Origin of the sequence: Nonomuraea sp. B5E05 (genome assembly GCF_039880665.1) — a bacterium.
GTDB lineage: Bacteria > Actinomycetota > Actinomycetes > Streptosporangiales > Streptosporangiaceae > Nonomuraea.
The window spans coordinates 95,416-120,577 of record NZ_JBDPMJ010000014.1; the positions used below are offsets into that span (position 1 = coordinate 95,416).

Below are 25,162 nucleotides of genomic sequence, written 5' to 3' on the forward strand. Positions count from 1 at the left end.
CGCCTCAGCGCCGGACGGGCAGGACCCGGCCGCGCACGGCCAGTTCGCCCAGGTCGGACAGCACGATCTCGGCGCCGTGCACGTGCAGCTCGGCCGCGCCGCCGCCGTCCCTGGCGACCGCGATCACCAGCCCGAAGCCGCCCTTCCTGCCCGCCTCGACGCCGGGAAGCGCCGCCTCGACCACCGCGGCCTTGGCGGCGGGCAGGTCGAGGCGGCGTACGGCCTCGAGGAACAGGGCGGGGTCGGGCTTGCCCGGCAGGTTCATCAGGGCCGCGTCGTTGCCGTCGACCAGCAGGTCGAACAGGTGCGTGACGCCCGCCGCGGCCACCAGCCTGCGGCCGTGCAGGCTGGCCGACACGGCCGCCGTACGCGCTCCCCGCCGCCGCAGCTCGTGCAGCAGCGCGACCGTGGACGGGAAGGCGGCCACGCCGTATTTGTCCACCTGGGCCATGAAGATCTGGTCCTTGGCCAGGCCGAGCCCGTGCACGGTCGGCGCGCCGGGCTCGTCGTCGGGCGCGCCCTCGGGCACCGTGATGCCGCGCGCGGTCAGGAAGGTGCGGATGCCGTCGAGCCGGGGACGCCCGTCGACGTGGCGGAGGTAGTCGTCGCGGACGTCGAAGGGCGCCGAGCGGCCGCGCAGGAAGGCGTCGAACACGTGCTTCCAGGCGGCCGCGTGCCCCCGGGCGGTGTCGGTCACCACGCCGTCGGTGTCGAACACGACGGCGCCGATCATGCCCAGGTCGATGACGGGCTCGTTCGCGCTGCGCTCGTTCACAGTGCGAACGTAACCGCTCTACCAGGCGACGGGTAGCTCTTTCACGCCGTACACGATGGCGAGTTCCCTGAACGGCACCTCGCCCGCCACGCGCAGGCCGGGGAAGCGGCGCAGCAGCGCCGGGAAGGCGATGCGCATCTCCATCTGCGCCAGCGGCGCTCCGATGCAGCGGTGGATGCCGTGGCCGAACGCCATGTGCGAACCCGCGACGTCGCGGCCGGGCCGGACGGCGTCGATGTCGTCGCCCAGGCCGGGGTCGCGGTTGGCGCCGGTCAGCGAGCAGAGCACCATCTCGCCCTTCTTGATCGGCACGCCGTGCAGCTCCATGTCGTCGCGGGCGAAGCGCGGGAAGGCGACCTGCACGACCGTCATGTAGCGCAGCAGCTCCTCGACGACGTCGTTGACGTAGCCGTCGACCTCGCGCACCTTGGCGGCCTGCTCGGGGTTGCGCAGCAGCCAGAGGGTGCCGAGCGCGAGCATGCTCGTGCTGGTGTCGTGGCCACCGGTCAGCAGGCCGTCGGCCATGCTGGCGAGAGTGCGGTCGTCGAGCTCGTCGCCGTGGTCGCGCAGCAACTGCCCGAGCAGCCCCTCGCCCGGCTGCCGGCGCTCCCTGGCCACGAGGTCCGTGAGGTACGCCATCGCGTCGTTGATCGCCTGAAGGGACGCCTCGGGACCGGCGGTGAAGTCGAAGCGGTCCTTGCTGAGCTTCACGAAGTCGGCGCGCTCGTCGTACGGGACGCCGAGCAGCTCGCACACGACGAGGGACGGGATCGGCAGCGCGAACTCCTCGACCAGGTCGACCGGCATGCTCTCGGCGCCCTTGGCCTCGATGCGGTCGAGGGCCTCCTCGACCATGGCCTCGATCCGCGGCTCCAGCCTGCGCAGCCGCCGCACGGTGAACTCGGGCGTCAGGAACTTGCGCAGCCGGGTGTGCTCGGGCGGGTCGCGGAAGCCCAGGCCGCCCGGGTCCTCCTGGTTGGATCCGAGCCCGATGACCCCGGCGAAGTCGTTGCTGAAGCGTTCGTGGTCGCCGAGGACGCCGCGCACGTCCTCCCAGCGGGTGACCAGGTAAACGGTCTGACCGCCGGGGATCTCCATCGGGAAGACGGGGTGCTCGGCCCGGATGCGGCCGAGCTCACCCACGGGATCGAACCCGTCACGCATGAACTGGACGAGAGGGAACTCGTTGTCTGCCATCAATATCCGTCCTGCTGGGATGCATCACACCATGTCGGGATAAACCCCTCCATAGATGGTCCCATCCGGAAAGGCGACTGTTGCCCTACCAAAGGAGGAATTTGTTCTCGACCCGGTGGAGTTCGTCCCCTACCCTACGGCTCCGCCCGCGGACGGGCCCGCTGCTCCCGGCGCTCACCTTATGTGACAGCCGGGTTACCCGATCGTGGGCTGGACGGACCGTCCGGACGATGGCAGGCAGAGGGCCGCCGGGGGTGTCCCCGGTCGCCTCGTACGGGTTTTCCGGAGTCGATCAAGCGTCGGAACTGGGGTGAAAGCTGGGCAAAATGGGGCGGCAGATGCCGTTTGGCGTACAAGATGGCGACATTCTGCGATGATCTCGTCGCATAGAGCCGGAGTTAGAGCCCCCACGGATAGTGACTGATGCCGACATTCGAGGAAATAGCAGCCTTCGTCACAGAGAAGCCGCTCGCCACCGCTGTCATCGCGCTGCTCAGCCTGGCCGGGCTCGCGCTGGCGTTCCTGGTCATCAGGGTCGTCTGGCGTGCGGTCGCCTGGTTGTTCGCCCGATACGTGGCCCGGCGTCCCGTCGAGGACGTGCTGACCATCGTGGCCGCGTCCATCGCCACAGGCGTGTCGGCGCAGGGCATGTGGCGCTTCTCCGGCGACGTGCTGGGGCTCGACGGGCCGCTGCGGCTGCTGCTGTTCGCGTTCATCGAGGTCGCGATCATCACCTCCGCCGTGCGCGCCCGCCGCAACATGCGCGAGAACTTCTCCGCCGGGATCGACGGCATCGCCGTGTGGGCGCTGACCTGCCTGACCGCCGTCCTGTCCAGCATGGACGCGCGCAGCGCGCCCGAGGCGCTGTTCAGGCTGGCCGCCCCGCTGGTGGCCGCCTGGCTGTGGGAGCGCGGCATGGCCATCGAACGCCACCGCATCCGCGGCACCGGCCGCATCAACTGGCGGCTGACGCCCGAGCGGCTGATGGTCAGGATGGGCCTGGCCGAGGTCAGCGACCGTACGGCCAGCGAGGTCGACGCCCACCGCAGGCTGACCCGCGTCGCGCTGGCCGCCAAGCGGGCCAAGGCGTTGCGCGAGGGAGGGGCGTCCGAGCGGAAGATACGCGGCGCGCTGAGCAAGCTCGACAAGGCCATGGACCAGGCCGTCGAGCACACCGGGCTGGCCGTGGACCAGAGCCGCCAGGAGGCCCTGCTGGCCCAGATCGCCGCCCTCTACAACACCTCCGCCCTCATCGACGCCGACCCCCGCGTCCCCTGGGAGCCGCAGGCCGACCACCAGCCAGTGCCCGCCCGCCCCGCCCTGCCGCCCGCGCTGGCCGAACTCGTCGAGGACGAGGACGAGGACGTCGAGGTGCTCGACGCCACCCCGCAGGTGGTCAGCACCGCCGAGCGGGCCGCCCTGATGCGGGCCGCGCGCGGCTTCTGGGATCGGCAGATCGCCAAGGGCATCGTGCCGCGCACCGTCGACATCGCCCAGGAGATCGGCATCTCGCTGGCCACGGCGCGCGAGTATCGTGCTCTCTGGAAGCTGGAGCCGCAGGCACACGCCCTCATCGAGGCTCTGTACCACCAGCACGGCATCGTCGACACGGGCGCCTTCCCCGCGCTGGGGGCCGACGGGAGGGTGCTGACGAAGTCCTGAGGCGTCGTTGGAGGAGCACCGTTGCGGGAGCGCACGCTGGAACGTGTCAGGAAACTCCTGGCCAAGGCCGAACGCACCGACAACGAGCACGAGCGGGCGACCTTCATGGCGGCCGCGTCGGCGCTCATGGCCAGGCACGGCATCGACGCGCTTCCTCCCGCGGGCACCCGCCAGACGCCCGGCGACCGCATCGTCTCCCTGCCCCACCCGTGGGCCAGGGAGAAGGCCCGCCTCGTCAGCCTGGTCGCCCAGGCGGTGCGGTGCCGGCCCCTGCTCATCGGGCGGGGTGAGGGCGGGCAGCGGGTGCACGTGTTCGGGTTCGCCGCCGACCTCGAACGCGCCGACCTGCTGGCCACCTCGCTGCTGCTGCAGATGGCCTCGGGGCTCGCGCGCGTACGGCTCCCCGAGGGGATCACGGCCGTGCGGGCCTACCGGCGGTCGTGGTTGCTCGGGTTCACCGACGAGGTCTACCGGCTGCTGTGTGAGGCCGAGTCCCGCGCCGAGGCCGAGTCCGCCGGCACCGGGACGGCGGTGGTGCTGGCCGACCGCAGGGCCGAGGTGGAGCGGGTGGTGGCGGCCCGCTACCCGGACATCCGGATGAGCGTGCCCAGGACGAGCGGCACCGGCTACCGCGACGGGGTCGCCGCGGGTCGCCACGCGGACATCGGCCGCGCGGCGGTGGCCGGGTTCTCGCCGCGGAGGTGACCTGACCGCGGCCGTTTCAGCGGGTGGGCCTGACCAGGCCGCTGTCGTAGGTCAGCGCGACCGCCTGGGCCCGGCTGGTCAGGCCCAGTTTGGCCATCACGCGGTTGAGATGGGTCTTGATTGTGCCCTCGCTCACCGACAGCCGTTCGGCGATCTCCTTGTTGGACAGGGCGTGCCCCACCAGGCGCAGCACCTCGGTCTCGCGGGCGGTCAGGGCGTGGAGCGGCGCGGCGGGTGCGGCCGGGACGATGAACGCTTCGATCAAACGCCTGGTGACGTTGGGAGCCAGGAGCACGTCGCCCGCGGCGACGGCGTGGATGGCGGAGATGATCCGCTCTGGAGGGGTGTCCTTCAGGAGGAAGCCGCTGGCGCCCAGGCGCAACGCGTTGTAGATGTACTCGTCCAGGTTGAATGTGGTCAGGATGAGTACTTTAGGCGGCGGTCCTTCAGCCGCCACGATGTGTTCCAGGGCGGTGATGCCGTCCATGCCGGGCATGCGGATGTCCATGAGGATCACCTCGGGCCTGAGCTCGGCGGCCATGCGTATGGCTTGTTCACCGTCGGCGGCCTCGCCCACCACGTTCAGCCCTGCGGCCCGCAGCAGTGAGGCTAGGCCGGCTCGGATCAGCACTTGATCGTCCACCACCATGACGTCGACCATCGCCCTGCCTCAGGTCAGTCGGCCCTCCTCAGACGGGAAGAGCGGGAAAGTCGCCAGTACGTCGAACCCTCCCCCCGGAGGCGATCCCGCATGGATCATTCCCCCGTAGAGGGTGACACGTTCCGTCATACCGATCAACCCATGTCCACCGGGTCGAGCGCCGGGCACCGCCCCCGGGCCGTCGTCGGTAACACGCAGGTTCAGCGCGTCGGGCTCGTACGTCAGGCGGATGTCCACGTGCGCGGGCCCGGCGTGTTTGAGGACATTTGTCAGTGACTCCTGGACGATGCGGTAGGCGCACAGATCCAGTCCAGGAGGGAGCGTCCTCGGCTCCCCGTCGACGGTCAAGCGTATGGTGAGCCCGGCCGCGCGCATACGCTGGACCAGAGCGTCGAGGCTGCGCAGTCCGGGCATTGTCGTGTACGGCGTTTCGTCATCATGGTCGGGGGCCTCCGGGCGCAGGATCGACAGCAGACGCCGCACTTCGGCCAGCGCTTCGTGGCTGGCGTCGGCGATGACGCCCAGCGTGGTGTGCGCGGTGGCGGGGTCCGACAGGGCGACGTAACGGCCGAGCCCGGCCTGCACGGAAATGACTGACATGTGGTGGGCGACGACGTCGTGTAATTCGCGGGCTATGCGTACGCGCTCGTAGACGACCGCTCTTCGAGCGGCGGCGTCATGTTCCTCGGCAAGTTGCCTGCCGCGCTCGACCAGTAGTTGCACGACGATTCCCGTGCTGACCGCCCAGACCGCCACGATGATCGACTGGCCTAACGCCGACCACAGCGCCACACCGGGCTGGTTGGCCGAACTGTGCGTCCACTCGGCGATCACCAGCACTGCCCCGACCCCGGTGGCCTTCCGGGAGGCATGCGCGGCCACGGAGTAAAGCGCCACCAGCGGGCCGATGCTGTTGAGCCCCATGTGGTAGCCCAGGAAGTGATACGTCAGCGACGCTCCCACCGAGACGACCAGGACCGTGAACGGGGCTCGCCTGCGCCATGTCAGCGGTGCGTTCACCAGCACGGTCAGTGTCATGGACAGGGGCGTGGGCGGGTGCCCCTTGCCCTGCTCGAGGGTCTCCCATGCCCAGCTGCCGACGACGAGCGCGGTCGCGAGCGTGCCGTCGATCAGCCGGGAGTCCAGCGCGGACAACTGCCGGGCGAGGAGCGCGAGGCTTATGCGCAAGGCTCACCCCGGTGCCGCGACCGAGCAAGGGTCATGGGCCTGGCCTCCGGCGAAGAGATCCTCGTGACGCCACGATGCACTGTTGGGGCAACCGTTGCAACGGTCCCCTTCACAGGGGTCCCGCTCGTGGCCCGGGGGCGCAGGAGCGTGGCCGACGGGAGATCGGCGTGCTCCTTCACCGCGCCACTGGGGTCAAGACAGATTCCAGACGTGCCAGGCGTCGATCTCGACCCGGGCGCTCACCCGCGGTCGCTCGCGGTCGCCGTAGGGCACGCCCATGTAATGACGTGAGATACGGTCGATGTCCTCCAGCCCTTGATCATCTGTCAGGGACACCATGCGCCCTCGAAGACTGATGTGTCGGTACCAGCTGTCGGCATCGAGGACTGTCAGTGAGACCCGGGGGTCGGCACGCAGATAGTCCAGCCGCTTGCGCTGGGCATCCATATTGACCAGGAGCTTTCCGCTCTCCCACAGATACCAGGTGGCCACGGAGACGGGCGCGCCGTCCGGGCGGATCGTGCTGATCACGCAGGGGTTCGGCCGGGTGAGGGCTGAGACGAGGTGCTCGGGCAGAGCCGTGCGAGGCATGAGCGAGGAAGACCTTTCATCGGTGTCGGCGCGGGCGAAGGGCGGTCCACGTCACGGTGTGTACGCCTCGGCTTGGAGCTTGAACAGCGACGCGTAGAGGCCGCCGAGATCCATGAGCTCCGGGTGCGTCCCGCTCTCGGCCAGGCGTCCTCCGGCCAAGACGTAGATCCTGTCCGCCATGAGGACGCTGGTGAGCCGGTGCGTGATCAGGACAATGGCCTGCGGGGCCGCGGGATCGGTCTCGGCGAAGTGGCGGATGGAGTCGAAGAACGCGTGCTCGGCTCGCGGGTCGAGGGCGGAGGTGGGCTCGTCGCAGAGGAGGAGAGGGGCGCGGCGACAGAACCCGCGGGCTGCGGCCACTCGTTGCCACTGTCCCCCGCTGAGCTCGTGGCCCGTCTTGAACCGTGGATCGAGCAGGGTGTCGTACCCTTCAGGCAGTTCCTCGATGGTGCGGTGGATTCCGGCGAGTTCGGCTGCGCCGATGACTGCATCGTCGTCGGTGTCCACCCCGGCGGTGATGTTCTGCCGGGCGGTGAGCGGCCATGGAGTGTGATCTTGAGGGATCATCGCGATCTTCTGCTGTACCGCATCGCGGTCGAGCAAGGCCAGAGGGGCCCCATCCCACAGGACGGTGCCGGAGTCGGGTTCGTACAGACCAGCGATGATCTTCGCCAGCGTGGTCTTGCCCGAGCCGTTCTCGCCGACCAGGGCTATGACCTCGCCCTTTCCGATCTTGAGCGAGATGTCCCTCAGCGCGGCCCTCTCCGCACCGGGGTAGGTGAAGGAAACCTCGTGCAGTTCGACACCGGCGAATTCCGGTGCCGGCAGGCCGAGGCGGTGTTGCGACGTACGGTGTTCGGCTTCCTTGCAGAAATCCAGGTAGTCGGAGAAGTAGAGGCCTTCGTCGTAGACGTCGTTCGCCGCGCCGACCAGCGCGGACAGCGACGACCTGCCCATGCGGATGGCCAGGATCGTTCCCCCTGCGATCGCCAGTGGAACGGCTCCTGCCATGAGGAGCACACCCAGGGCGGCATAGACGAGCGCGGCCACGACGCCGTTCGTCGCCTCTCCCGCGAACCGGGCGAGTGCCTGGCGACGGGCCAGATCGACGTGCGCGTTCTCGGACAGACGGGCGACGTCGTCGTACTGCTCGAGCAGGAAGTCCCGCATGCCGAAGGCGCGGATCTCCGGGGCCGGACGGCGGTCGGCCATGAGATCCGAGAGGATCCATTGCCGTCGCATGCTGGTCGACAGCTTGTAGATGACCTGGTACTGCATGCGAGCTGAGTGGGCTGTCGCCCAGCCGGCCGGCAGCACGCTGACCAGGAGCAGGGGGAGGAGAACCGGGTGAAGGACGGCCAGCGTGCCCGCTGCCGCGGCGATGCCCGCGGCTGACGTGATCAGCCCGACGCCTGCGTCCACCACCAGCGCAGCTCCCCGTGCGCCGCGGCTGCGGGCTCGTTGCATGGCGTCGTAGAAGTCGGCGTCGTCCATCGCGCGGAGGGCGACGGCCGTGGTGAGTTCGAACAGGCGGCGCTCTGCCAGCCGGTCCACTCTCGGCTTGAGCCTGGACTGCGTCCACGCGGCAGTCGATTGCAGGAGCGAACGCGCGGTCAGGGCAGCGGCCACTCCGATCAATGCGGGCATGGCCGCGCGGAGCCTGTCCGGTGCGGGGCCGCCGGTGAGAAGGGCGTCAAGGACACCTGTGGTGGCGAGCAGCCCAACCGCGCCGAGGAGGCCCACGATCACATTGAGCCCGATGGTCGCGGCGATGTCGGCGGGGGAGGCCTTCCACGCCAGCTTGAGGGCCGTCCTCACGAGGGCGGGCAGTCGCCTGACGATCGTGCGGAGCCTTGTCCGGGGCAGGGCCTCCTCGTGGTACCACAGAGAGTGGGGTGCGAGTTCGATCGCGCCGGCGCTCTCCGGTGCTTCATGGTCCTGCGCGTCGTCGACTTCTTCTTCCTGTGGCGTGGCCGCAGCCTGCGAGGGTTCATGTGGCACGTTCGCTGCCTTCCTCTCTCCTCCGCACAAGCCGCTCGCAGTGCTAATCCGACACGCCGGACAGGTAGTCGGCCATGGCCGAGGCCAGATTCAGGCCGGGTGTCTCATCGTCGAGCCAGGCGAACTGGCCGGCGGGGTTCACCTCCAGGAAGTAGTGTTCGCCGGTGCGATCGACCGCGACGTCGATCGCACCGTAGACGAGCTCGAAGGTGTCCATCAGCCGTCTGAGCCGCTTTTCGATCTCGTCGGGGAGCGTGACCTGCGTGTATCGGCTGGTGCCTCGGAAGTTCCGGGAGTCGACGTGCGGCTCGCCATCGTCGTTCCTGTTGTCGACCCGGACGGCGAAGATCTTCTTGCCTATGACGGTGATCCGCAGTTCGTACGCCTTGTCGATCAGCTCCTGGAAAATGCACGGAGAATAGCGCACCCGGGGCAGGATGTCCGGCGGAATGTCGGGCAGGGCAGTGGTGAGCAGCCCTCGTGGCCAGCCGCCGGGCTGATGGAGGAGACCGCTGTTGAGCGCCTTGTAGACGATGGCCCCGCCACATTCGCGGTGAAAAGGGGGGACCTCTTCCGGGTTGTTGGTGATGAGTGTCTTGGGGATTCGCAGCCCTACCTCGCGCGCGATCTTCAGCTGCAGCGGCTTGTAGTGCGCCCGCAGCTCGAATGCCGGAAGATTCATCCATCGTGCGGGAAGCGCGGTGAACACGCCGCCCATGGCATGGGCGCTTTCTTTTACCGCGAATTCCTGGTGAGCCTTCCCCAAGGAAGGGTCGGCGGTGAAGGGCGTCGGCCGGCGATACCAGACAGAGGTGACCTCTTCGAGGCGGAGTGATCGATGACCGTGCGTTGTGTCCACTAGTGTCGAGTGCCAGCCGGAGTCGGTGGACTTGTAGGTCAACGTCGAATTCTGCGGGAAGTAGCTGGTGTCGTAGCGGAAAACCGCCACGTCGCGCTCGCTGAGAATTTTGACCACGCTGTCGGCGGTGACATCGAATTCTTGGGTCAGGACGAGCACGATCGGGTCTGGCATTACTACTGCCACCCATCGTCGACGTTGTTGTCGAATCCCCAGAAGTAGCCACACGTTCCCCTGAAGCAGAACGTCAAGGCGGAACGGATCTGCGTGGAGTCGTGCGAGCTCGACCAGACCTGGGCCTCGGGGTCGTAGTTGTGCCCCGTGATCTCGTCCTCCATCGAGTGGAACTGCGTGATCATGTCCACGTCGATGGTTCCGTCGAGTTCGAAGGCGTAGCCGAAGGGCTTCGAGTCGTCGGACACTCTGGATCTCAGCTCGTCGGCCTCCCGGGTGTCCTTGAGCTCCTCCTCCAGATCGAGGAATGAGCGGGACGCCCCGAAGTTCTCCTTGATCAGCTCGCGGTCGAAGAAGTCGCCGATGGTCGTGGTCGCTGACATGGTGTATTTCCTCTCTGTTGTCCCGCTCATTGTGGGCGGGGAGCGTCGAAGGTGACAGGGAGCGAGGTCAGTCCTCTGGTGGCCCCGTTGTTCGCGTAGACGAGTTCCTCGGCGGGAACGGCCAGGCGCAATGTCGGTACGCGTCCGGCGAACTGCTGGACCATGACCTGCAATTGCATTCTGGCCAGACTTGCGCCCAGACAATGGTGATGGCCGTAACCGAAGGCCATGTGTGGATTGGGTGAGCGGTGAATGTCAAATGCGTCCGGATCGAGAAAGCGACTCTCGTCGCGATTGGCGGAGGCGATGGACGGGACGACCGTCGCCCCCTTGGGGATGGTGCCGGAAGGCAGCGCGACGTCCTCGGTGGCGACTCGAGGCTGTCCGCCCTCACCTGGAATATCCAGCCGGAGCAGTTCTTCCACGGCGGACGGCACCTGGGAGGGGTCGCTGAGCAGGCTGAACTGGTCCGGGTGGCGCAGGAGCGTGCATGCCGCTCTGGCCATCATGGCGACCGCGGTCCCGTGCCCCACTGTGACGATCGCGTAGATCAGGCCGTGCAGTTCCTCTTCGGTGAGTCTGCCTTCCTCCTCGCGCGCGTTCGCCAGGGTGCCGACCAGTCCTCGCACGGATCTGGCCGACCGTGCCTTCATGAGCAACGCGATCACATGTTTGTTGAACTCGCCGGCCTGCTTCATGCGTTCGGCCAGAGTGAGTGAACTGGTGAACATGAAGCTGCCGAAGTGCCTGATGACATCTTCGCGGCCGTGGTCCGGCGTACCGAGAATGTCCAGAAGGAGGTGGGCGGAAAATGGTGCGGCGAATGCCTCGATGAAGTCGGCCGGAGGCGCTGCCATATCGTCGATGAGATCGTTCGCGAGTCGGAGTGCGCGAGGACGAAGTTCTTCTATTCGGGCGGGCGTGAACAATCCGATGACGATGCGCCGCAAGCGCGTATGGTCCGGTGGATCCGTATTCATCAAAGAACCCACCATGCGCAGAGGTGCGCTACGGGCGAGCGCCAATCGAGCGTCCGCATGCCCGAGTTGCAAGGCCTCGACGCTGAAGGAGGGACTGCCAAGCATGGCGCGGACGTCGTCGTAGCGGACGGCCAGTACCACCTCGTCCGTCGTGGGGAAGATCACGCGGCCCAAGGGGTCGTCCATTTGACGCCTCCTGTGCTCTGGCGGAGGAGCACCGAAGGGGCCAGGTTCAAAGGGGAAGTTTCTCGGTCGACTCATGTGAGCTCGTCTCCTCGCTCGGCTGGACGGCTCCGCGGGCGATAGGCAGGCAAGCGCGACAGGCATGCAGCCAGGCCTCGACGTGAACCCGGCTCCTCGAGATCGCTAGCACTGAACGGGTTCGTCGCCGCTGGCCGTCGGACCAGACCGGCCCAGTTCATTCGCGTTGGCTTGCTCGCGAACTGCTACGTTCGTGACGATGAAATCACGGTGGCCTGAGGCCGTAGTCAATCGGAGGGCTGATTTCGGCGGTAAACTTTTGCAGCAGTCGCTGAGCCGTCTCCGACCGGCGGTATAGACGGTGTCAGTCGCCGGGCACGTGTGATGCGTTCGTTGACGGCAGCCGTCCCAGCGCGCCGATGAAATCGTGACGCGCCAGCCACCGCTCCGGCCCCAGGGTCACGGCGCCTGGGGCACTACGCTCCACTGTTCAGCCGAGGGCCGACGAGACCAGGGAGCGGGCCTCCTCCTGGACCTTGGCCAGATGGCCGGCCCCGCGGAAGGACTCGGCGTAGATCTTGTAGACGTCCTCCGTCCCGGAGGGGCGGGCCGCGAACCAGGCGCTCTCGGTCGCCACCTTCACCCCGCCGAGCGCCGCGCCGTTGCCGGGCGCCGACGTCTGCACCGCCGTGATGGGCTCGCCCGCCAGCGACGAGGCCGTCACCTGCTCGGCGGAGAGCTTCCCGAGCACGGCCTTCTCCTCGCGCGTCGCGGGAGCGTCCACGCGGGCGTACGCGGGCTCGCCGAACCGCTCGACCAGCTCCCTGTAGTGGTCGCTCGGCGATCGGCCGGTGACGGCGAGGATCTCGGAGGCCAGCAGCGCCAGGATGAGGCCGTCCTTGTCGGTGGACCAGACGGATCCGTCGCGGCGCAGGAACGACGCCCCCGCGCTCTCCTCGCCGCCGAACCCGAGCGACCCGTCGAGCAGCCCGGGCACGAACCACTTGAAGCCCACCGGGACCTCGTAGAGCCGCCGCCCCAGCGACTGCGCGACGCGGTCGATGACGCCGCTGCTGACCATGGTCTTGCCGACCCCGGCGTCGGCCGGCCAGCCGTCGCGGTGCGTGTAGAGGTAGGAGATGGCGACGGCGAGGTAGTGGTTGGGGTTCATGAGGCCGTCGGAGGTGACGATGCCGTGGCGGTCCGCGTCGGCGTCGTTGCCGGTGGAGATGTCGTACTTCTCGCGGTTGGCGATCAGCGACGCCATCGCGTACGGCGACGAGCAGTCCATCCGGATCTTGCCGTCCCAGTCGAGCGTCATGAACCGCCACGTCGGATCGACCAGCGGGTTGACCACCGTCAGGTCGAGGCGATGCCGCTCGGCGATCTCCTCCCAGTAGGCCACGCTCGCCCCGCCCAGCGGGTCGGCCCCGACCCGCACCCCGGCCGTCCTGATCGCGTCGAGGTCGAGCACGGACGGCAGGTCGTCGACGTACGTCCCGAGGAAGTCGTAACGCTCCGCCATGCCCAGCGCCCTGGAGTAGGGGATCCGCGCCACGCCCTCCATCCCCGCGGCCAGCAGCCGGTTGGCGCGGTCCTGGATCCACTTGGTGGCGTCGGTGTCCGCAGGGCCGCCGTGCGGCGGGTTGTACTTGAAGCCGCCGTCGCCCGGCGGGTTGTGCGACGGCGTGATCACCACGCCGTCGGCGAGCCCCGACGTGCGCCCCCGGTTGTGCCGAAGGACGGCGTGTGACACGGCGGGGGTCGGCGTGTAGCCGTCGCGCGTGTCGATCAGGATCGTGACGTCGTTGGCCGCCAGCACCTCCAGCGCCGACACCCGCGCGGGCTCCGACAGCGCGTGCGTGTCGATGCCGAGGAACAACGGCCCGTCCGTGCCCTGCGCGCGCCGATATTCGCAGATGGCCTGGCTCGTGGCGAGGATGTGGTTTTCGTTGAACGCCGCGTCGAACGCCGAACCCCGGTGCCCCGAGGTGCCGAACGCCACCCGCTGCTCCACCTCGTCGGGGTCGGGGCGGAGCGCGTAGTAGGACGTCACCAGCCGGGCGACGTCGACGAGGTCGGCTGGTCGGGCGGGCTTTCCCGCGCGTTCGTGCGTCATGTTGGCCACTTTACAAATCTGGTCCGGCACGGCGGATGCCCCCCGCCGGGGTGGGGAGATAGATTCGCGTCAGTCACCAGAACGGAGTTCTGTTCTTATGCGATACGGCTTCTTCCTGTCCGAGCGGAACGTGGACGACCCCATCGGCGACCTGCGCGACCAGATCGCCGGCGCGGCCCGGGACGGCTTCACCTCGGCCTGGTTGTCCAACATCTTCGGCCTCGACGCCCTCACCGCCCTGGCCGCCGCCGGCTGCCAGGTGCCCGGCATCGAACTCGGCACCGCCGTCGTGCCGACCTACCCGCGCCACCCGGCCGCGCTCGCCCAGCAGGCCATGACCGTCAACGCCGCGCTCGGCGGGCGTCTCGCCCTCGGCATCGGCCTGTCGCACAAGGTCGTCATCGAGGACATGTACGGCTACAGCTTCGACCGGCCAGGCCGCCACATGAAGGAATACCTCGACATCCTCATCCCGGCGAGCAGGGGAGAGCAGGTCAGGTACGAGGGCGAGACGCTCAAGGCAGACATCCGGCTCAGCACCCCCGGCGCCGGATTCCCCGTGCTGATCGCCGCGCTCGGCCCTCGGATGCTCAGGCTCGCCGGCACCGTGGCCGACGGCACCGTGCTCTGGATGACCGGCCCCAGGACGATCGCCGAGCACATCGCGCCCACCATCAAGGCGGCCGCCGCCGAGGCGGGCCGCGAGCCGCCCAGGATCGTGTGCGCGCTGCCCGTCTGCGTGACCGACGACCCCGCCGCCGCGGTCGCGCGCGCCAACGAGATCTTCGAGACGTACGGGCGGCTCCCGTCCTACCGTGCGATGCTCGACAGGGAGGGCGCGGCCACCCCGGGCGAGGTGGCGATCGTCGGCGACGAGGACACGGTGCTGGCCAGGCTCGCCGAGCTCAAGCAGGCCGGAGTGACCGATTTCGTGGGCTCCGCGTACTCCGGCAGGGAACGTACCCTGAGCCTGCTGATCGGCGCGGCGAAGGGCTGATCAGGAGACATCTCAATAAACTCCGACAAGGTGAAGCGCTTGCTCCTGGGCATAGATGTGTCGAACTGGCAGGGCACCGTCGACTGGGCCGACCACGCGGAAACCGGCGTGTCCTTCGCCTTCGCCAAGGCCACCGAGGGTGGTGACTACGTCGACAAGTGGTTCGCGCGCAACTGGAACGGCATGCGGGAGAGCTGGATCGTCTGCGGCGCGTACCACTTCGCCCGGCCCAAGGGCGACCCCATCGAGCAGGCGCGGCACTTCCTGCGCACCATCGGGCAGGCGGGCGGGCTGCGCCGCGGCGACCTGGTCGCGCTCGACCTGGAGACCAACGACGGTGCGCGCCCCGAGCGGGTCGCCCGCTTCGCGCGCCGCTGGTGCCACCACGTCGAGCGGCACAGCGGCGTGCGGCCGTTCATCTACACCTTCCACGCCTTCGCCAACGGAGGACACTGCGCGGGCCTGGCCGAATATCCGCTGTGGATCGCGAGCCCGGCGAAGCCGCGCGGCCGGCCCGACGTGCCGCGTCCCTGGGCCGACTGGACCATCCACCAGTACTCCAACAGCCCGATCGACCGCAACATCTTCCACGGCACCCGCAAGGAGCTGACGAAGCTGGGGTATCGCCCGCGCCGGCGCTGACCCGCCGCCGCTCCGCCCGGAAGATCGTCCGGGGCGCGGGCACGGTGGCCGGGGACGCCTGTCACCCGCGATAGCATCGGTGAACACCATCGAAGCAGCCTCGGTGCCGGGCATCGGGCGCGATCCCTGAGGAGTCACCGTGTCAGCCGAGCTACGCATCACCCTCGCCGGAGCCGAGCGTGTGGTCGCGGCCGGCACGACGGCCGGGCAGGCCCTCGAGGCCGACGGCCGCACGGTCATCGCGGCCAGGGTCAACGGGGAGGCGCGCGACCTGGCCCACCCCCTGGAGCAGGGTGACGCGGTCGAGCCGATCGAGGTCTCCAGCGAGGAGGGCCGGGCGATCGTCCGCCACTCCACCGCCCACGTCATGGCCCAGGCCGTGCAGGAGCTCTTCCCCGAGGCCAAGCTGGGCATCGGCCCGCCCGTCGACAACGGCTTCTACTACGACTTCGACGTCGAGCAGGCGTTCCACCCCGACGACCTCAAGCGCATCGAGAAGCGCATGCGCGAGATCGTCAAGCAGGGGCAGCTGTTCTCCCGCCGGGCCGTCTCCGACGACGAGGCGCGCGAGGAGCTCGCGGGCGAGCCGTACAAACTGGAGCTGATCGGGCTCAAGGGCGGGGCCGAGGACGAAGAGTCGGTCGAGGTGGGCGCGGGGCAGCTCACCATCTACGACAACCTCGACCCCAAGACCGGCGAGCGGGCGTGGAAAGACCTGTGCCGCGGCCCCCACGTGCCGTCCACCCGCTCGATCCCCGCGTTCAAGCTCATGCGCTCCGGCGGCGCCTACTGGCGGGGCAGCGAGAAGAACCCGCAGCTCCAGCGCATCTACGGCACCGCGTGGGAGTCGCGCGACAAGCAGGACGACTACCTCAAGCTGCTGGAGGAGGCCGAGAAGCGCGACCACCGCAAGCTCGGCGCCGAGCTCGACCTGTTCAGCTTCCCGCCCGAGCTGGGCAGCGGCCTGCCGGTCTTCCATCCCAAGGGCGGGATCATCCGCAAGGAGATGGAAGACTACATGCGCCGGCGGCAGGGCGAGGCGGGCTACGAGTTCGTCAACACCCCGCACATCACCAAGTCGACGCTGTTCGAGACCTCCGGTCACCTGCCGTGGTATGCCGAGGACATGTTCCCGCCCTTCGAGCTGGAGGGCATCGAATACCGCGTCAAGCCGATGAACTGCCCGATGCACAACCTGATCTTCCGGGCGCGCGGGCGCTCCTACCGCGAGCTGCCGCTGCGGCTGTGCGAGTTCGGCTCGGTCTACCGCTACGAGAAGTCGGGCGTGGTCCACGGCCTGACCCGGGTGCGCGGCATGACGCAGGACGACTCCCACATCTACTGCACCCGCGAGCAGATGGTCGGCGAGATCAAGAGCCTGCTCACCTTCGTGCTCAGCGTGCTGCGCGACTTCGGCCTGTCGGAGTTCTACCTGGAGCTGTCCACCCGCGACGATTCCGACAAGTTCATCGGCGACCCCGCCGACTGGGACGAAGCTACCGAGGCGCTGCGCCAGACGGCCGTGGAGTCGGGCCTCGAGCTGGTCGACGACCCGGGCGGCGCGGCCTTCTACGGCCCGAAGATCTCGGTCCAGGCCAAGGACGCGATCGGCCGCACCTGGCAGCTGTCCACCATCCAGCTCGACCTCAACCAGCCCAAGCGCTTCGAGCTCGAATACCAGGCCGCCGACGGCAGCCGCCAGACGCCCGTCATGATCCACCGGGCGCTGTTCGGCTCGATCGAGCGTTTCCTCGGCGTCCTCACCGAGCACTACGCCGGCGCGTTCCCGCCCTGGCTGGCCCCGGTCCAGGTGGCCGGCATCCCGATCGCCGACGCCCACGTGCCCTACCTCCAGGACGTCGCCAAGCGGCTGAAGGAGCGCGGCATCAGGGTCGAGGTCGACGCGTCCGACGACCGCATGCAGAAGAAGATCCGCAACGCGCAGAAGGCCAAGGTGCCCTTCATGCTGCTGGCCGGCGACGACGACATCTCGGGCGGCGCGGTGTCGTTCCGCTACCGCAGCGGCGAGCAGAAGAACGGCGTCCCCATCGACGAGGCGATCGCCGAGATCGTCAACGCCGTGGAGCGCCGGGTCCAGGTCTGACCCCGCACGCGCGGTGAGGCGACCCCCGACACCCGGGCGCCGCCTCACCGCCCTTCCCGGCCGCGCCCTGCCGGCACGTGCTCGGCCGGCCGCGCCCTGCCGGCCATGTCACGGACCGGCGCGGTCACCTGGTCGGCGCAGCCAGGAGGCCGGCTCGGCGACAGAGCGCCGGTGCGCCCACCGAGCCAGTGGCGAGGACCAAGGGCACGGAGCCGGCGTGGCCGCCGCGGTGACAGGGGCACGGAGGCGGCGGGGCTGAGCGGGGTCAGCGGGGGAAGAGGCGGAAGGAGACGGCGGGGCGGCCGCCGAAGCGTTCGGCCGTCTCCGTGGCGAAGCCCTCGATGAGGTTGCGGGCGTAGGTCTGCGGGTCTTCGGTGGTGAGGGCCTCGATGTAGGCGCGGTGCTCGACGAGCGAGCGCACGCCGCGTTCCAGGCCGGACGTGACGTCCACGGCGTGGGTGGGGGAATTGGATCCGGCCACGGCGACCCAGCGGACGCCGTCCCACGGCTCCGCCTCCGTATCAGGAAAAATCCACCGATTTCCGGCGTCTCCGGCCGCGTCGAGCACGGCCCGGCCCACCGCACGATGGTCGGGCGTGTTCCAGTATGTGCCGTTCCAGGTGTCGTCCGGATTCAGCGTGACCACGAGCTCCGGACGGTGCCTGCGGATGGCGGCGGCCAGATCCTTCCTGAGCGCGGTGCCGTATTCGATCACCCCGTCGGCGTGGCCGAGGAACTCCACGTTCGTCACGCCGACGACGGCCGCGCCGGCCCGCTGCTCACGCTCGCGCACGGCGGCGGACTTGACGGGTTCGAGCGTGTCGATACCCGCCTCTCCCTTCGTGGCGAGCACGTAGGAGACTTCGCGGCCCGCGTCGGTCCAGGTCGCCACGGCCGACGCGCAGCCGTACTCCAGGTCGTCGGGATGGGCCACGATCGCCAGGGCCCGCTGCCAGTCTTCGGGCATGGGTTCGAGCTGAGAGGTCATGGGTGACATCCTGGCAAACCTGCCGGCGGGTCGCGCGGGCTTCGGCCCCCGCCCGGGGGGCGGCGCTCGGGCTCGTACCGGGGGAGCACCCTGATTGGTCCTGGTCCTATGCTGCTAGGTATGCACGCTCAGGCAGGGGCAGGGGGGCCGGACAACTTCGAACGTCTGTGGACCCCGCATCGCATGGCCTACATCAAGGGCGAGAACAAACCGACGGGCACCGGCCCCGGCGACGGGTGCCCGTTCGACGCGATCCCCAAGATGAGCGACGAGGAAGGCCTGATCGTCGCCAGGGGAGACACCGTCTACGCGGTGCTCAACCTCTATCCGTACAACTCGGGGCACCTGATGGTGGTGCCCTACCGCCACGTGGCCGACTACGCGGAGCTGCAGCCCGCCGAGCTGGTGGAGCTGGGGCAGTTCACCCAGAAGTCGCTGGGGGCGCTGCGCAAGGCCAGCGGCGCCCAGGGCTTCAACGTCGGCATGAACCTCGGCCAGGTCGCCGGCGCCGGCATCGCCGCGCACCTGCACCAGCACGTGGTGCCCAGGTGGGGCGGCGACACGAACTTCATGCCGGTCGTCGGCCAGACCAAGGTCCTCCCGCAGTTGTTGCGCGACACGCGGCAGTTGCTCGCCGACGCCTGGGACTGACCCGGTCAGGGCCCACGGCTCACCTTCGTGCGCTCGCCAGCTCTCCCAGAGCGCCTCCGGCGGACGCGGACGCGCGTAGCACGCCGATGCCGGTGGCCAGCAGCAGCGGCACGGCCAGCGCCAGCGCCATGGACAACACGGCCGCACCGGAGTCGTTGACGAGCATGCCGAGCACGCCGCTGACGAGCGTGCCGATCAGCCCGGCGCGCAGGGCGGGGGAGTGCTCGAACGCGGCCGGCACCACGCCGGCCGAGGCCTGCTCGGGCCGCAGGATCGCGTAGACGAGGAAGGCGACGGCCGCGAGCACGATCGGCATGAGGTTGGGGCTGAGCAGGGTGCCCAGCATCGCCTGCAGCTTGCGGAAGATGACGTCGAACGCCTCCCCGGTCAGCACCTGGCCCACGAACCTGCCCAGATGGGTCTGCTGATCCGGCGGCCGCAGGTAGTTGAGCCAGGCGAACGTCATCACGATCACCCCGCCCGCCACGCAGAACACGCCCAGCTTCACCAGCGAGACGCGCTTGCCCGCCAGGACGAGGGTGGTCACCGCGATGCCGGGCACGAACGCGATCACGCCGCCGAAGTCGCTGCCCATGCCCGACCCGCCGAGCACCATCGCGAACGTGCCGAGCAGCACGATCGCGACCACGCCCGCCCTGCCCGGCCAGCGGTGCGCGATGACCGTGGCGGTCAGCAGCGTGCCCGTCGCCAGCAGCGCGAACGGGATGTTGCCGAGCCCGTAGTAGCGGGCGCCGACGTCGGCGCTGTAGCCCATGACGCTGTTGACCTGCAGGGTCGTGCCGGTCAGCAGGTCGCCGACGAGCGTCAGGGCCGTGGCGCCGGCCACGACGGCGAGCGGGCCGAGCGGCGCGCGCCGCCACGGCCCCGCGAACGTCAGAGCGGTGATGGCCGCCGTCCATGCGAGCACCCCGGCGACCATCTGCGGCACACTCGACCACGGCAGCAGGTTGACCAGGAAGCTGGCGGCGGGCACGGCGGCCAGGGCGGCGCCTGCGACGCGTACGGGCACGAGGCCCTTGCGGCGGCGCAGCAGAAGGAACGCGATCAGGTAGAACAGCACCTGCAGCACCGCCATGACGGTGAAGTAGACGCCCTTCACCGAGCGCACGGCCTGCGCGTCGGCGTCGGCGTCACGCAGCCGGTCGACCGTCGCACCCTGACCGCCGACCTGCAGCGGACCGCCCACGACCGTGGCCGGCACCGGCACGCCCAGCTTGGTCAGCACGGTGGCGGTCAGGTCAGGCGTGATCGAGAGATCCTCGCGGCGCGTTGAGGTCGCGCCGAGCAGGTGGCCCGCCGCTCCGGGCTCGCGCAGCGCGGTCACCCGCAGGTGCGGCACGGAGCCGTGGTCGGACAGCCCCGCGAGCACCACCGTGGTGTCCGCGGGCAGGACCGACAGCAGCGCGCCCGCCTTGGCGTCGGCCAGGCGCAGCGCGTCGCGGCGCTCGGAGGCGCTGAGCTGGTCGGGCACCCTGGGCAGCCGGCCGCTCGTGAGGTAGGGGAGGACGAGGTCGTCCACGTCCATGGCGATCATCCGGCACTTCTCCAGGTCGGCGGTCTTCACCTGGAGCGGTGAGGAGTGGTAGTGGCGCACCGCGCCCTGCCGGTCGGCCAGCCCCAGGGCGGCGCCGGGGCCGATGGCGATCGAGCACTGGCCGGCGGCCTTCAGCGACTCGCCAAGGACGCCCGCGTTGCGCTGCCCGGCCACGTCGATGAGGTAGCGGTAGTGGGGGATGACGGCGCCCGCGCCCTGCGGCTCGGGCGTGGGAGGCGCGCCGCAGCGGTAGCCGACGGCCGATCTGGTGCCCGCCGACACGGTCAGCCACGCGTCGTAGGGGCAGGTCACGGTGCCGACCGTGCGGATCGACATGGAGCCGATCGCGCTCGCCCTGGCCAGCTCCCACAGGTTGGGGGTGTCGGCCTGGGTGAGGTCGTTCCAGTGCAGGCCTGACACGCCGATGAGGGCCACCCGGCCGGCGCCGTCGTCGGCCCGCGCCGCCCCGGTGAACAGCCCCAGCCCCGCCAGCACCTGAGCGGCCAGCACGGCCAGCACCACTAGCGCGCGCCTCACCCGAGAACCTCCCGCGGTCGATGTTCCGTGGCACGGCGAGATCAGCTCACGTTCCGGCGCCACCGGACCCGACTACCCTCTCACGCGGCGGGTGTGCTCGGTGCGATCCCGGCCCGCCCGGCGCGGGCGGCGCGGCCCCTGTCTCATCCCGCGCCCGGCCCTCCCTCCACCGGGCGTGATGCTCCCCCTCTCCTTCCCCCGTTCGGGCGCGAACTCCCACGTCACGCATGAGGACCCGCCGCGATGCCGTGCGGCGGGTCCTCCTGTGAGGCGTACCGGAACGGGCGTCAGCCGGCCTTCACCTTGACGGCCTCGCTCTCGTGGTAGAGCCGGTCGAGAGAGGTGACCAGGTAGGTGCCCTCCTTCGCCGCGTACGACGGTTGCGAGACGACGGCGACGAGGTCGCGGGCGTCGGCGGTGTGGCAGTCCTTGCCCGACTTCGGCACCCGGTAGACGGCGTACGCGCGGGCGCCCTCGGAGGGCGTCCACGTCAGCGTGCCGTCGGAGGCCTGGGCGCCGGCGGGCGGCGCGGGAGCCTCGCCGCCGCGCTCCTTCATCAGAGGCGGCAGCGCCGGGCGGGCGTAGCGGGACTTGGCCAGGCGGTCGACCGAGCCCAGCGGGTCGCTGAGCAACTGCTTGGCGCTGAAGTAGACCGACCCGTCGACCTGCTTGAGCTTGCGGTTGACGCCGACCTGCGCGGCCAGCTCACCCGGCTTCCTCCAGGCCTTGTCGTCGTTGGCGCCGACGCGGTAGAGGCCGTGACCGATGTAGAGCTGCACGTCGGTGCCCTTGACCTCGCGGGCCCACCAGCGCGCGAGCGTGTTGTAGTCGGCCAGCCGGTGCCCGCGGGGCCAGTAGAGCTGCGGAAGCACGTAGTCGACCGTGCCGGACTTGATCCAGGCGCTCGCGTCGGCGTAGATCGAGTCGTACGCCGACATGCCCGACGTCTTGGAGCCGCTCGGGTCGTTGGAGGTGTTGCGCCAGATGCCGAACGGGCTGATGCCGAACTTCACGTGGTTCTTCGCGTCGTGGACGGCCTTGTCGACCTCGGCGACCAGGGTGTTGACGTTGTCGCGCCGCCATTCGGCGAGCTTCTTGCCCTTGCCGTGCTTCTTGAAGGCCGCGCTGTCGTCGAACGTCGCGCCCGCCACGGGGTAGGGGTAGAAGTAGTCGTCGAAGTGCACGCCGTCCAGGTCGTAGCGGTTGACCACGTCGGTGATGACCTTGGTCACGTGGTGGCGCACGGCGGGCAGGCCGGGGTTGTAGTAGAGGCGGCCGCCGTATTTCACGGTCCAGCCCGGGTGCTTGCGCGCGGGGTGGCCGGCGGGCAGCTTGGCGGTGTTGTCGCCGTAGGAGGCGCGGTAGGGGTTGAACCAGGCGTGGAACTCCATGCCGCGTTTGTGCGCCTCGTCGATGAGGAACGGCAGCGGGTCCCAGCCGGGGTCCTTGCCCGCCGTGCCCGTGAGATATTGCGACCACGGCTCGAGCGACGACTTGTAGAGCGCGTCGGAGGCGGGCCTGACCTGGACGAAGACGGCGTTGAGGTGGCGCTGGGCGGCGCTGTCCAGAATCCTCACGTATTCGGCCCGCTGTTTGGCGGGGCTCAGCCCGGTCTTGGACGGCCAGTCGATGTTCTGGGTCGTGGCGATCCACACCCCGCGCAGCTCGCGCTTGGGAAAGCGGGCGTCGGCCTTGCATGCCGCGGCGGGGGCGGCCATGGCCGTCTTCTTCTGGCTCGCCGCGGGGCTCTCTCCGGTTCCGGGGCCGAAGACGTAGGCGGCGGCCGTGGTGGCGACGGCGAGCGTGGCAGCGGCTAGGAGTGGGCGTCCAGTTCGCATAGTGCCACCCAGTGTGGCAGTTGCCCTGACATGCTCGGGACCAAAAAAAGAAATGTACTCGTGATGCTTCTGTGATTAAAGGGTAGGGCCGGACGGAAGGGACGAATCCCTCCCGGCCGGCCCGCCGGTTCCTCAGCCGGTCGCCGCCACCTTGCTCGCGAGGTTGGACGGCAGCGGCTCGTAGCGCAGGAACGTACGCTGGAAGCTGCCGGTGCCGTGTGACATGGATCTCAGGTCGATGGCGTACCGCGTTATCTCGAGCTCCGGCACCTCCGCCTTCACCAGAGTGCGGCCCGTGCCCACGGGCTCGGTGCCGAGCACCCGCCCGCGCCGCGACGACAGGTCGGACATCACCGAGCCCACATAGTCGTCGGCCACCAGCACCGAGATCTCGTCCACCGGCTCCAGCAGCAGGGTCGGCACCTTGGACGCGGCCTCCTTCAGCGCGAGCTGGCCCGCGATCTGGAAGGCCATGTCGGAGGAGTCGACGGAGTGGGCCTTGCCGTCGTACAGGGTGACCCGGACGTCCACCATCGGGTAGCCGGCGACGACGCCCCGCTCCATCTGGGCCCGCACGCCCTTCTCCACCGATGGGATGAACTGGCGCGGCACCACGCCGCCCACGATCTTGTCGACGAACTCGAAGCCGCCTCCTGACGGCAGCGGCTCGACCTCCAGGTGGCAGATGGCGTACTGGCCGTGCCCACCGGTCTGCTTGACGTTGCGGCCCATCGCCTGGCACCTGCCGCCGAACGTCTCGCGCAGCGGTACCCGCAGGTCCATCCGCTCGACCTCGACGCCGTGCCGTTTGGACAGGCGGTCGAGCAGCACGTCGGTGTGCGCCTCGCCCATGCACCACAGGACGAGCTGCCTGGTCTCGGCGTTGTTCTCCAGGCGCAGCGTCGGGTCCTCGGCCACCAGCCTGCCGAGGGCCTGTGACAGTTTGTCCTCGTCGGCCTTCGACTTGGCCCTGATGGCCACGGGGAGCAGCGGGTCGGGCATCTGCCAGGCCGTCATCAGCAGCGGCCGCTCGACGTCCGAGAGCGTGTCGCCGGTCTCGGCGCGCGACAGCTTGGCCACGGCCACGATGTCGCCGGCCAGGCCCTTGGCCGCGCCGCGCTGCTGCTTGCCCAGCGGGCAGGTCAGGGTGCCGATGCGCTCGTCGACGTCGTGGTCCTCGTGGCCGCGCTCGGCCAGGCCGTGCCCGGACACGTGCACGGTCATGTCGGGGCGCAGCGTGCCGGAGAAGACGCGTACGAGGCTGATGCGGCCCACGTACGGGTCGCTGGTGGTCTTGACGACCTCGGCCACGAGCGGGCCGTCCGGGTCGCAGGTGATGTCCTTGACCGGTTTGCCGGACAGATCGGTGATCTCCGGCATGGGATGTTCGAGGGGGGACGGGAAGCCCTGCGTGATGAGCTCGAGCACCTCCGTCGCACCTACGCCGAGCCCGCTGCAGAGCACCGGGTAGAAACTGCCGCGCGCGACCGCCTTCTCCAGGTCGTCGATGAGGACCTTGGTGTCGATGGGCTCACCTTCGAGGTAGCGCTCCATGAGCGACTCGTCCTCGCTCTCCTGGATGATCCCCTCGATCAGGACGCCGCGGTGGTCCTCGATCTGGGACGCGTACTCGGCTCCAGGGTCATTCTCCGTGCGCGTGCCGGTGGCGTAGTTGAAGAACTTCTGCGACAGCAGCCCGATGAGGCCGTTGACGTGGCCGTTGGTGATCACCGGGAGGTAGAGAGGCGCGACGCCGTCGCCGAACACGTCCTGGCAGGTGGTGAGCACCTCGTCGAAATCGGCCCGCTGGTGGTCGATCTTGGTGATCGCGACCGCGCGCGGCATGCCGACCTGGGAGCACTCCTCCCAGAGGATCCGGGTGAGGCCGTCGATCCCCTCGGAGGCCGACACCACGAACAGCGCGGCGTCGGCCGCGCGCAGCCCCGCGCGCAGATCCCCCACGAAGTCGGCGTAACCGGGCGTGTCGAGAAGGTTGATCTTGATGCCGTTGAACATGAGCGGTGCCGACGCGAGGTTGACGGAGCGCTGCTGCCGGACCTCGACCTCGTCGAAGTCGCTGACCGTGTTGCCGTCCTCCACGCGGCCCGGGCGCTGGATGGTGCCCGTGGCGGCCAGCAACTGCTCGACGAGGGTCGTCTTGCCCGCTCCCGAGTGGCCGACCAGCACGACATTGCGTATCGCGTCCGCCCGGTCGGCCGCGGGTGCCCTGCCCGCGGCTCCCGCGGCGCCGCCTGAGTGTCTTTCCGCCACATCGCCTCCCGCGTCGTCGGATGTTTCCCAACGCCGCGCCCGCGCGGAAGGTGACAGAAACCGCATGGACGCGGTGTGTTCAC

At 69.4% G+C, this 25,162-nt stretch carries 20 protein-coding genes; 6 read left to right on the forward strand and 14 right to left on the reverse strand.

Features of this window, described 5'->3' with window-relative positions:
- Positions 1-4: 4 nt before the first annotated feature.
- Together ABGB01_RS25405 and ABGB01_RS25410 are read right to left on the reverse strand one after the other, a co-directional pair.
- Positions 5-775 (reverse strand): HAD family hydrolase, encoded by a 771-nt coding sequence (locus ABGB01_RS25405; RefSeq protein WP_347776045.1) that lies wholly within the window; start codon positions 773-775, stop codon positions 5-7.
- A gap of 18 nt (positions 776-793) precedes the next feature.
- Positions 794-1,972, reverse strand: a complete 1,179-nt coding sequence (locus tag ABGB01_RS25410) for a cytochrome P450 (RefSeq protein WP_347776046.1) — start codon at positions 1,970-1,972, stop codon at positions 794-796.
- Between the two features lie 423 nt (positions 1,973-2,395).
- On the opposite strand from ABGB01_RS25410, the gene ABGB01_RS25415 reads away from it, so the two are divergent.
- A complete protein-coding gene (locus ABGB01_RS25415; protein ID WP_347776047.1) occupies positions 2,396-3,634 on the forward strand; it encodes a hypothetical protein in 1,239 nt (412 codons plus the stop codon).
- Positions 3,635-3,655: 21 nt separating this feature from the next.
- A complete protein-coding gene (locus ABGB01_RS25420; RefSeq protein WP_347776048.1) occupies positions 3,656-4,339 on the forward strand; it encodes a DUF2786 domain-containing protein in 684 nt (227 codons plus the stop codon).
- A 16-nt stretch (positions 4,340-4,355) separates the two neighbouring features.
- Here ABGB01_RS25420 and ABGB01_RS25425 read toward each other — a convergent pair whose 3' ends face one another.
- From ABGB01_RS25425 to pgm, 8 genes are all read right to left on the reverse strand, one after another.
- Complete coding sequence (locus tag ABGB01_RS25425) at positions 4,356-5,000, reverse strand: response regulator transcription factor (protein ID WP_347776049.1); 645 nt, start codon at positions 4,998-5,000, stop codon at positions 4,356-4,358.
- A gap of 9 nt (positions 5,001-5,009) precedes the next feature.
- Complete coding sequence (locus tag ABGB01_RS25430) at positions 5,010-6,155, reverse strand: sensor histidine kinase (RefSeq protein WP_347776050.1); 1,146 nt, start codon at positions 6,153-6,155, stop codon at positions 5,010-5,012.
- Positions 6,156-6,380: 225 nt separating this feature from the next.
- Positions 6,381-6,779, reverse strand: a complete 399-nt coding sequence (locus tag ABGB01_RS25435) for a PPOX class F420-dependent oxidoreductase (protein ID WP_347776051.1) — start codon at positions 6,777-6,779, stop codon at positions 6,381-6,383.
- Positions 6,780-6,830: 51 nt separating this feature from the next.
- Positions 6,831-8,780, reverse strand: a complete 1,950-nt coding sequence (locus ABGB01_RS25440; RefSeq protein WP_347776052.1) for an ABC transporter ATP-binding protein — start codon at positions 8,778-8,780, stop codon at positions 6,831-6,833.
- Between the two features lie 43 nt (positions 8,781-8,823).
- Positions 8,824-9,813 carry an MvdC/MvdD family ATP grasp protein gene (locus ABGB01_RS25445; protein ID WP_347776053.1) on the reverse strand — a complete coding sequence of 330 codons (990 nt, stop codon included), beginning with the start codon at positions 9,811-9,813 and terminating at the stop codon, positions 8,824-8,826.
- A gap of 2 nt (positions 9,814-9,815) precedes the next feature.
- Complete coding sequence (locus ABGB01_RS25450) at positions 9,816-10,196, reverse strand: hypothetical protein (RefSeq protein WP_347776054.1); 381 nt, start codon at positions 10,194-10,196, stop codon at positions 9,816-9,818.
- Positions 10,197-10,222: 26 nt separating this feature from the next.
- Positions 10,223-11,362 carry a cytochrome P450 gene (locus tag ABGB01_RS25455; RefSeq protein ID WP_347776055.1) on the reverse strand — a complete coding sequence of 380 codons (1,140 nt, stop codon included), beginning with the start codon at positions 11,360-11,362 and terminating at the stop codon, positions 10,223-10,225.
- Positions 11,363-11,867: 505 nt separating this feature from the next.
- Entirely contained in the window at positions 11,868-13,496 is a 1,629-nt protein-coding gene (gene pgm, locus ABGB01_RS25460; protein WP_347776056.1) for a phosphoglucomutase (alpha-D-glucose-1,6-bisphosphate-dependent), read from the reverse strand.
- 97 nt (positions 13,497-13,593) lie between these two features.
- On the opposite strand from pgm, the gene ABGB01_RS25465 reads away from it, so the two are divergent.
- The 3 genes from ABGB01_RS25465 to thrS all read left to right on the forward strand — a co-directional run bounded on the left by ABGB01_RS25465 (position 13,594) and on the right by thrS (position 17,239).
- The gene (locus tag ABGB01_RS25465; RefSeq protein ID WP_347776057.1) at positions 13,594-14,493 is read left to right on the forward strand and encodes a TIGR03564 family F420-dependent LLM class oxidoreductase; all 900 of its coding nucleotides are present in this window, start codon (positions 13,594-13,596) and stop codon (positions 14,491-14,493) included.
- A 30-nt stretch (positions 14,494-14,523) separates the two neighbouring features.
- Entirely contained in the window at positions 14,524-15,135 is a 612-nt protein-coding gene (locus ABGB01_RS25470; RefSeq protein WP_347776058.1) for a GH25 family lysozyme, read from the forward strand.
- 139 nt (positions 15,136-15,274) lie between these two features.
- A complete protein-coding gene (gene thrS / locus ABGB01_RS25475; protein ID WP_347776059.1) occupies positions 15,275-17,239 on the forward strand; it encodes a threonine--tRNA ligase in 1,965 nt (654 codons plus the stop codon).
- Positions 17,240-17,504: 265 nt separating this feature from the next.
- On the opposite strand, the gene ABGB01_RS25480 is transcribed toward thrS, so the two are convergent.
- The gene (locus ABGB01_RS25480) at positions 17,505-18,227 is read right to left on the reverse strand and encodes a PIG-L deacetylase family protein (RefSeq protein ID WP_347776060.1); all 723 of its coding nucleotides are present in this window, start codon (positions 18,225-18,227) and stop codon (positions 17,505-17,507) included.
- A gap of 120 nt (positions 18,228-18,347) precedes the next feature.
- Between ABGB01_RS25480 and ABGB01_RS25485 the strand changes: the two genes are divergently transcribed.
- Positions 18,348-18,878, forward strand: coding sequence for an HIT domain-containing protein (locus ABGB01_RS25485; RefSeq protein WP_347776061.1), 531 nt, complete (start codon positions 18,348-18,350; stop codon positions 18,876-18,878).
- Between the two features lie 19 nt (positions 18,879-18,897).
- Here the strand turns inward: ABGB01_RS25485 and ABGB01_RS25490 are convergent, their stop codons facing one another.
- The 3 genes from ABGB01_RS25490 to ABGB01_RS25500 form a co-directional block, all read right to left on the reverse strand.
- Positions 18,898-20,970: a hypothetical protein gene (locus tag ABGB01_RS25490; RefSeq protein WP_347776062.1), complete on the reverse strand. Its 2,073-nt coding sequence runs from the start codon at positions 20,968-20,970 to the stop codon at positions 18,898-18,900.
- A gap of 287 nt (positions 20,971-21,257) precedes the next feature.
- Positions 21,258-22,808, reverse strand: coding sequence for a family 10 glycosylhydrolase (locus tag ABGB01_RS25495; RefSeq protein WP_347776063.1), 1,551 nt, complete (start codon positions 22,806-22,808; stop codon positions 21,258-21,260).
- A gap of 132 nt (positions 22,809-22,940) precedes the next feature.
- The gene (locus tag ABGB01_RS25500; protein ID WP_347776064.1) at positions 22,941-25,079 is read right to left on the reverse strand and encodes an elongation factor G-like protein EF-G2; all 2,139 of its coding nucleotides are present in this window, start codon (positions 25,077-25,079) and stop codon (positions 22,941-22,943) included.
- Positions 25,080-25,162: the final 83 nt, after the last annotated feature.

What these genes read in the sequence shown, in the direction of transcription:
- ABGB01_RS25410 (WP_347776046.1), bottom strand. Translation starts at nt 1,972, where the DNA reads ATGGCAGACAACGAGTTCCCTCTCGTCCAGTTCATGCGTGACGGGTTC.
- ABGB01_RS25435 (WP_347776051.1), bottom strand. Translation starts at nt 6,779, where the DNA reads ATGCCTCGCACGGCTCTGCCCGAGCACCTCGTCTCAGCCCTCACCCGG.
- ABGB01_RS25425 (WP_347776049.1), bottom strand. Translation starts at nt 5,000, where the DNA reads ATGGTCGACGTCATGGTGGTGGACGATCAAGTGCTGATCCGAGCCGGC.
- ABGB01_RS25480 (WP_347776060.1), bottom strand. Translation starts at nt 18,227, where the DNA reads ATGACCTCTCAGCTCGAACCCATGCCCGAAGACTGGCAGCGGGCCCTG.
- ABGB01_RS25455 (WP_347776055.1), bottom strand. Translation starts at nt 11,362, where the DNA reads ATGGACGACCCCTTGGGCCGCGTGATCTTCCCCACGACGGACGAGGTG.
- pgm (WP_347776056.1), bottom strand. Translation starts at nt 13,496, where the DNA reads ATGACGCACGAACGCGCGGGAAAGCCCGCCCGACCAGCCGACCTCGTC.
- ABGB01_RS25415 (WP_347776047.1), top strand. Translation starts at nt 2,396, where the DNA reads ATGCCGACATTCGAGGAAATAGCAGCCTTCGTCACAGAGAAGCCGCTC.
- ABGB01_RS25465 (WP_347776057.1), top strand. Translation starts at nt 13,594, where the DNA reads ATGCGATACGGCTTCTTCCTGTCCGAGCGGAACGTGGACGACCCCATC.
- ABGB01_RS25445 (WP_347776053.1), bottom strand. Translation starts at nt 9,813, where the DNA reads ATGCCAGACCCGATCGTGCTCGTCCTGACCCAAGAATTCGATGTCACC.
- ABGB01_RS25495 (WP_347776063.1), bottom strand. Translation starts at nt 22,808, where the DNA reads ATGCGAACTGGACGCCCACTCCTAGCCGCTGCCACGCTCGCCGTCGCC.
- ABGB01_RS25485 (WP_347776061.1), top strand. Translation starts at nt 18,348, where the DNA reads ATGCACGCTCAGGCAGGGGCAGGGGGGCCGGACAACTTCGAACGTCTG.
- ABGB01_RS25450 (WP_347776054.1), bottom strand. Translation starts at nt 10,196, where the DNA reads ATGTCAGCGACCACGACCATCGGCGACTTCTTCGACCGCGAGCTGATC.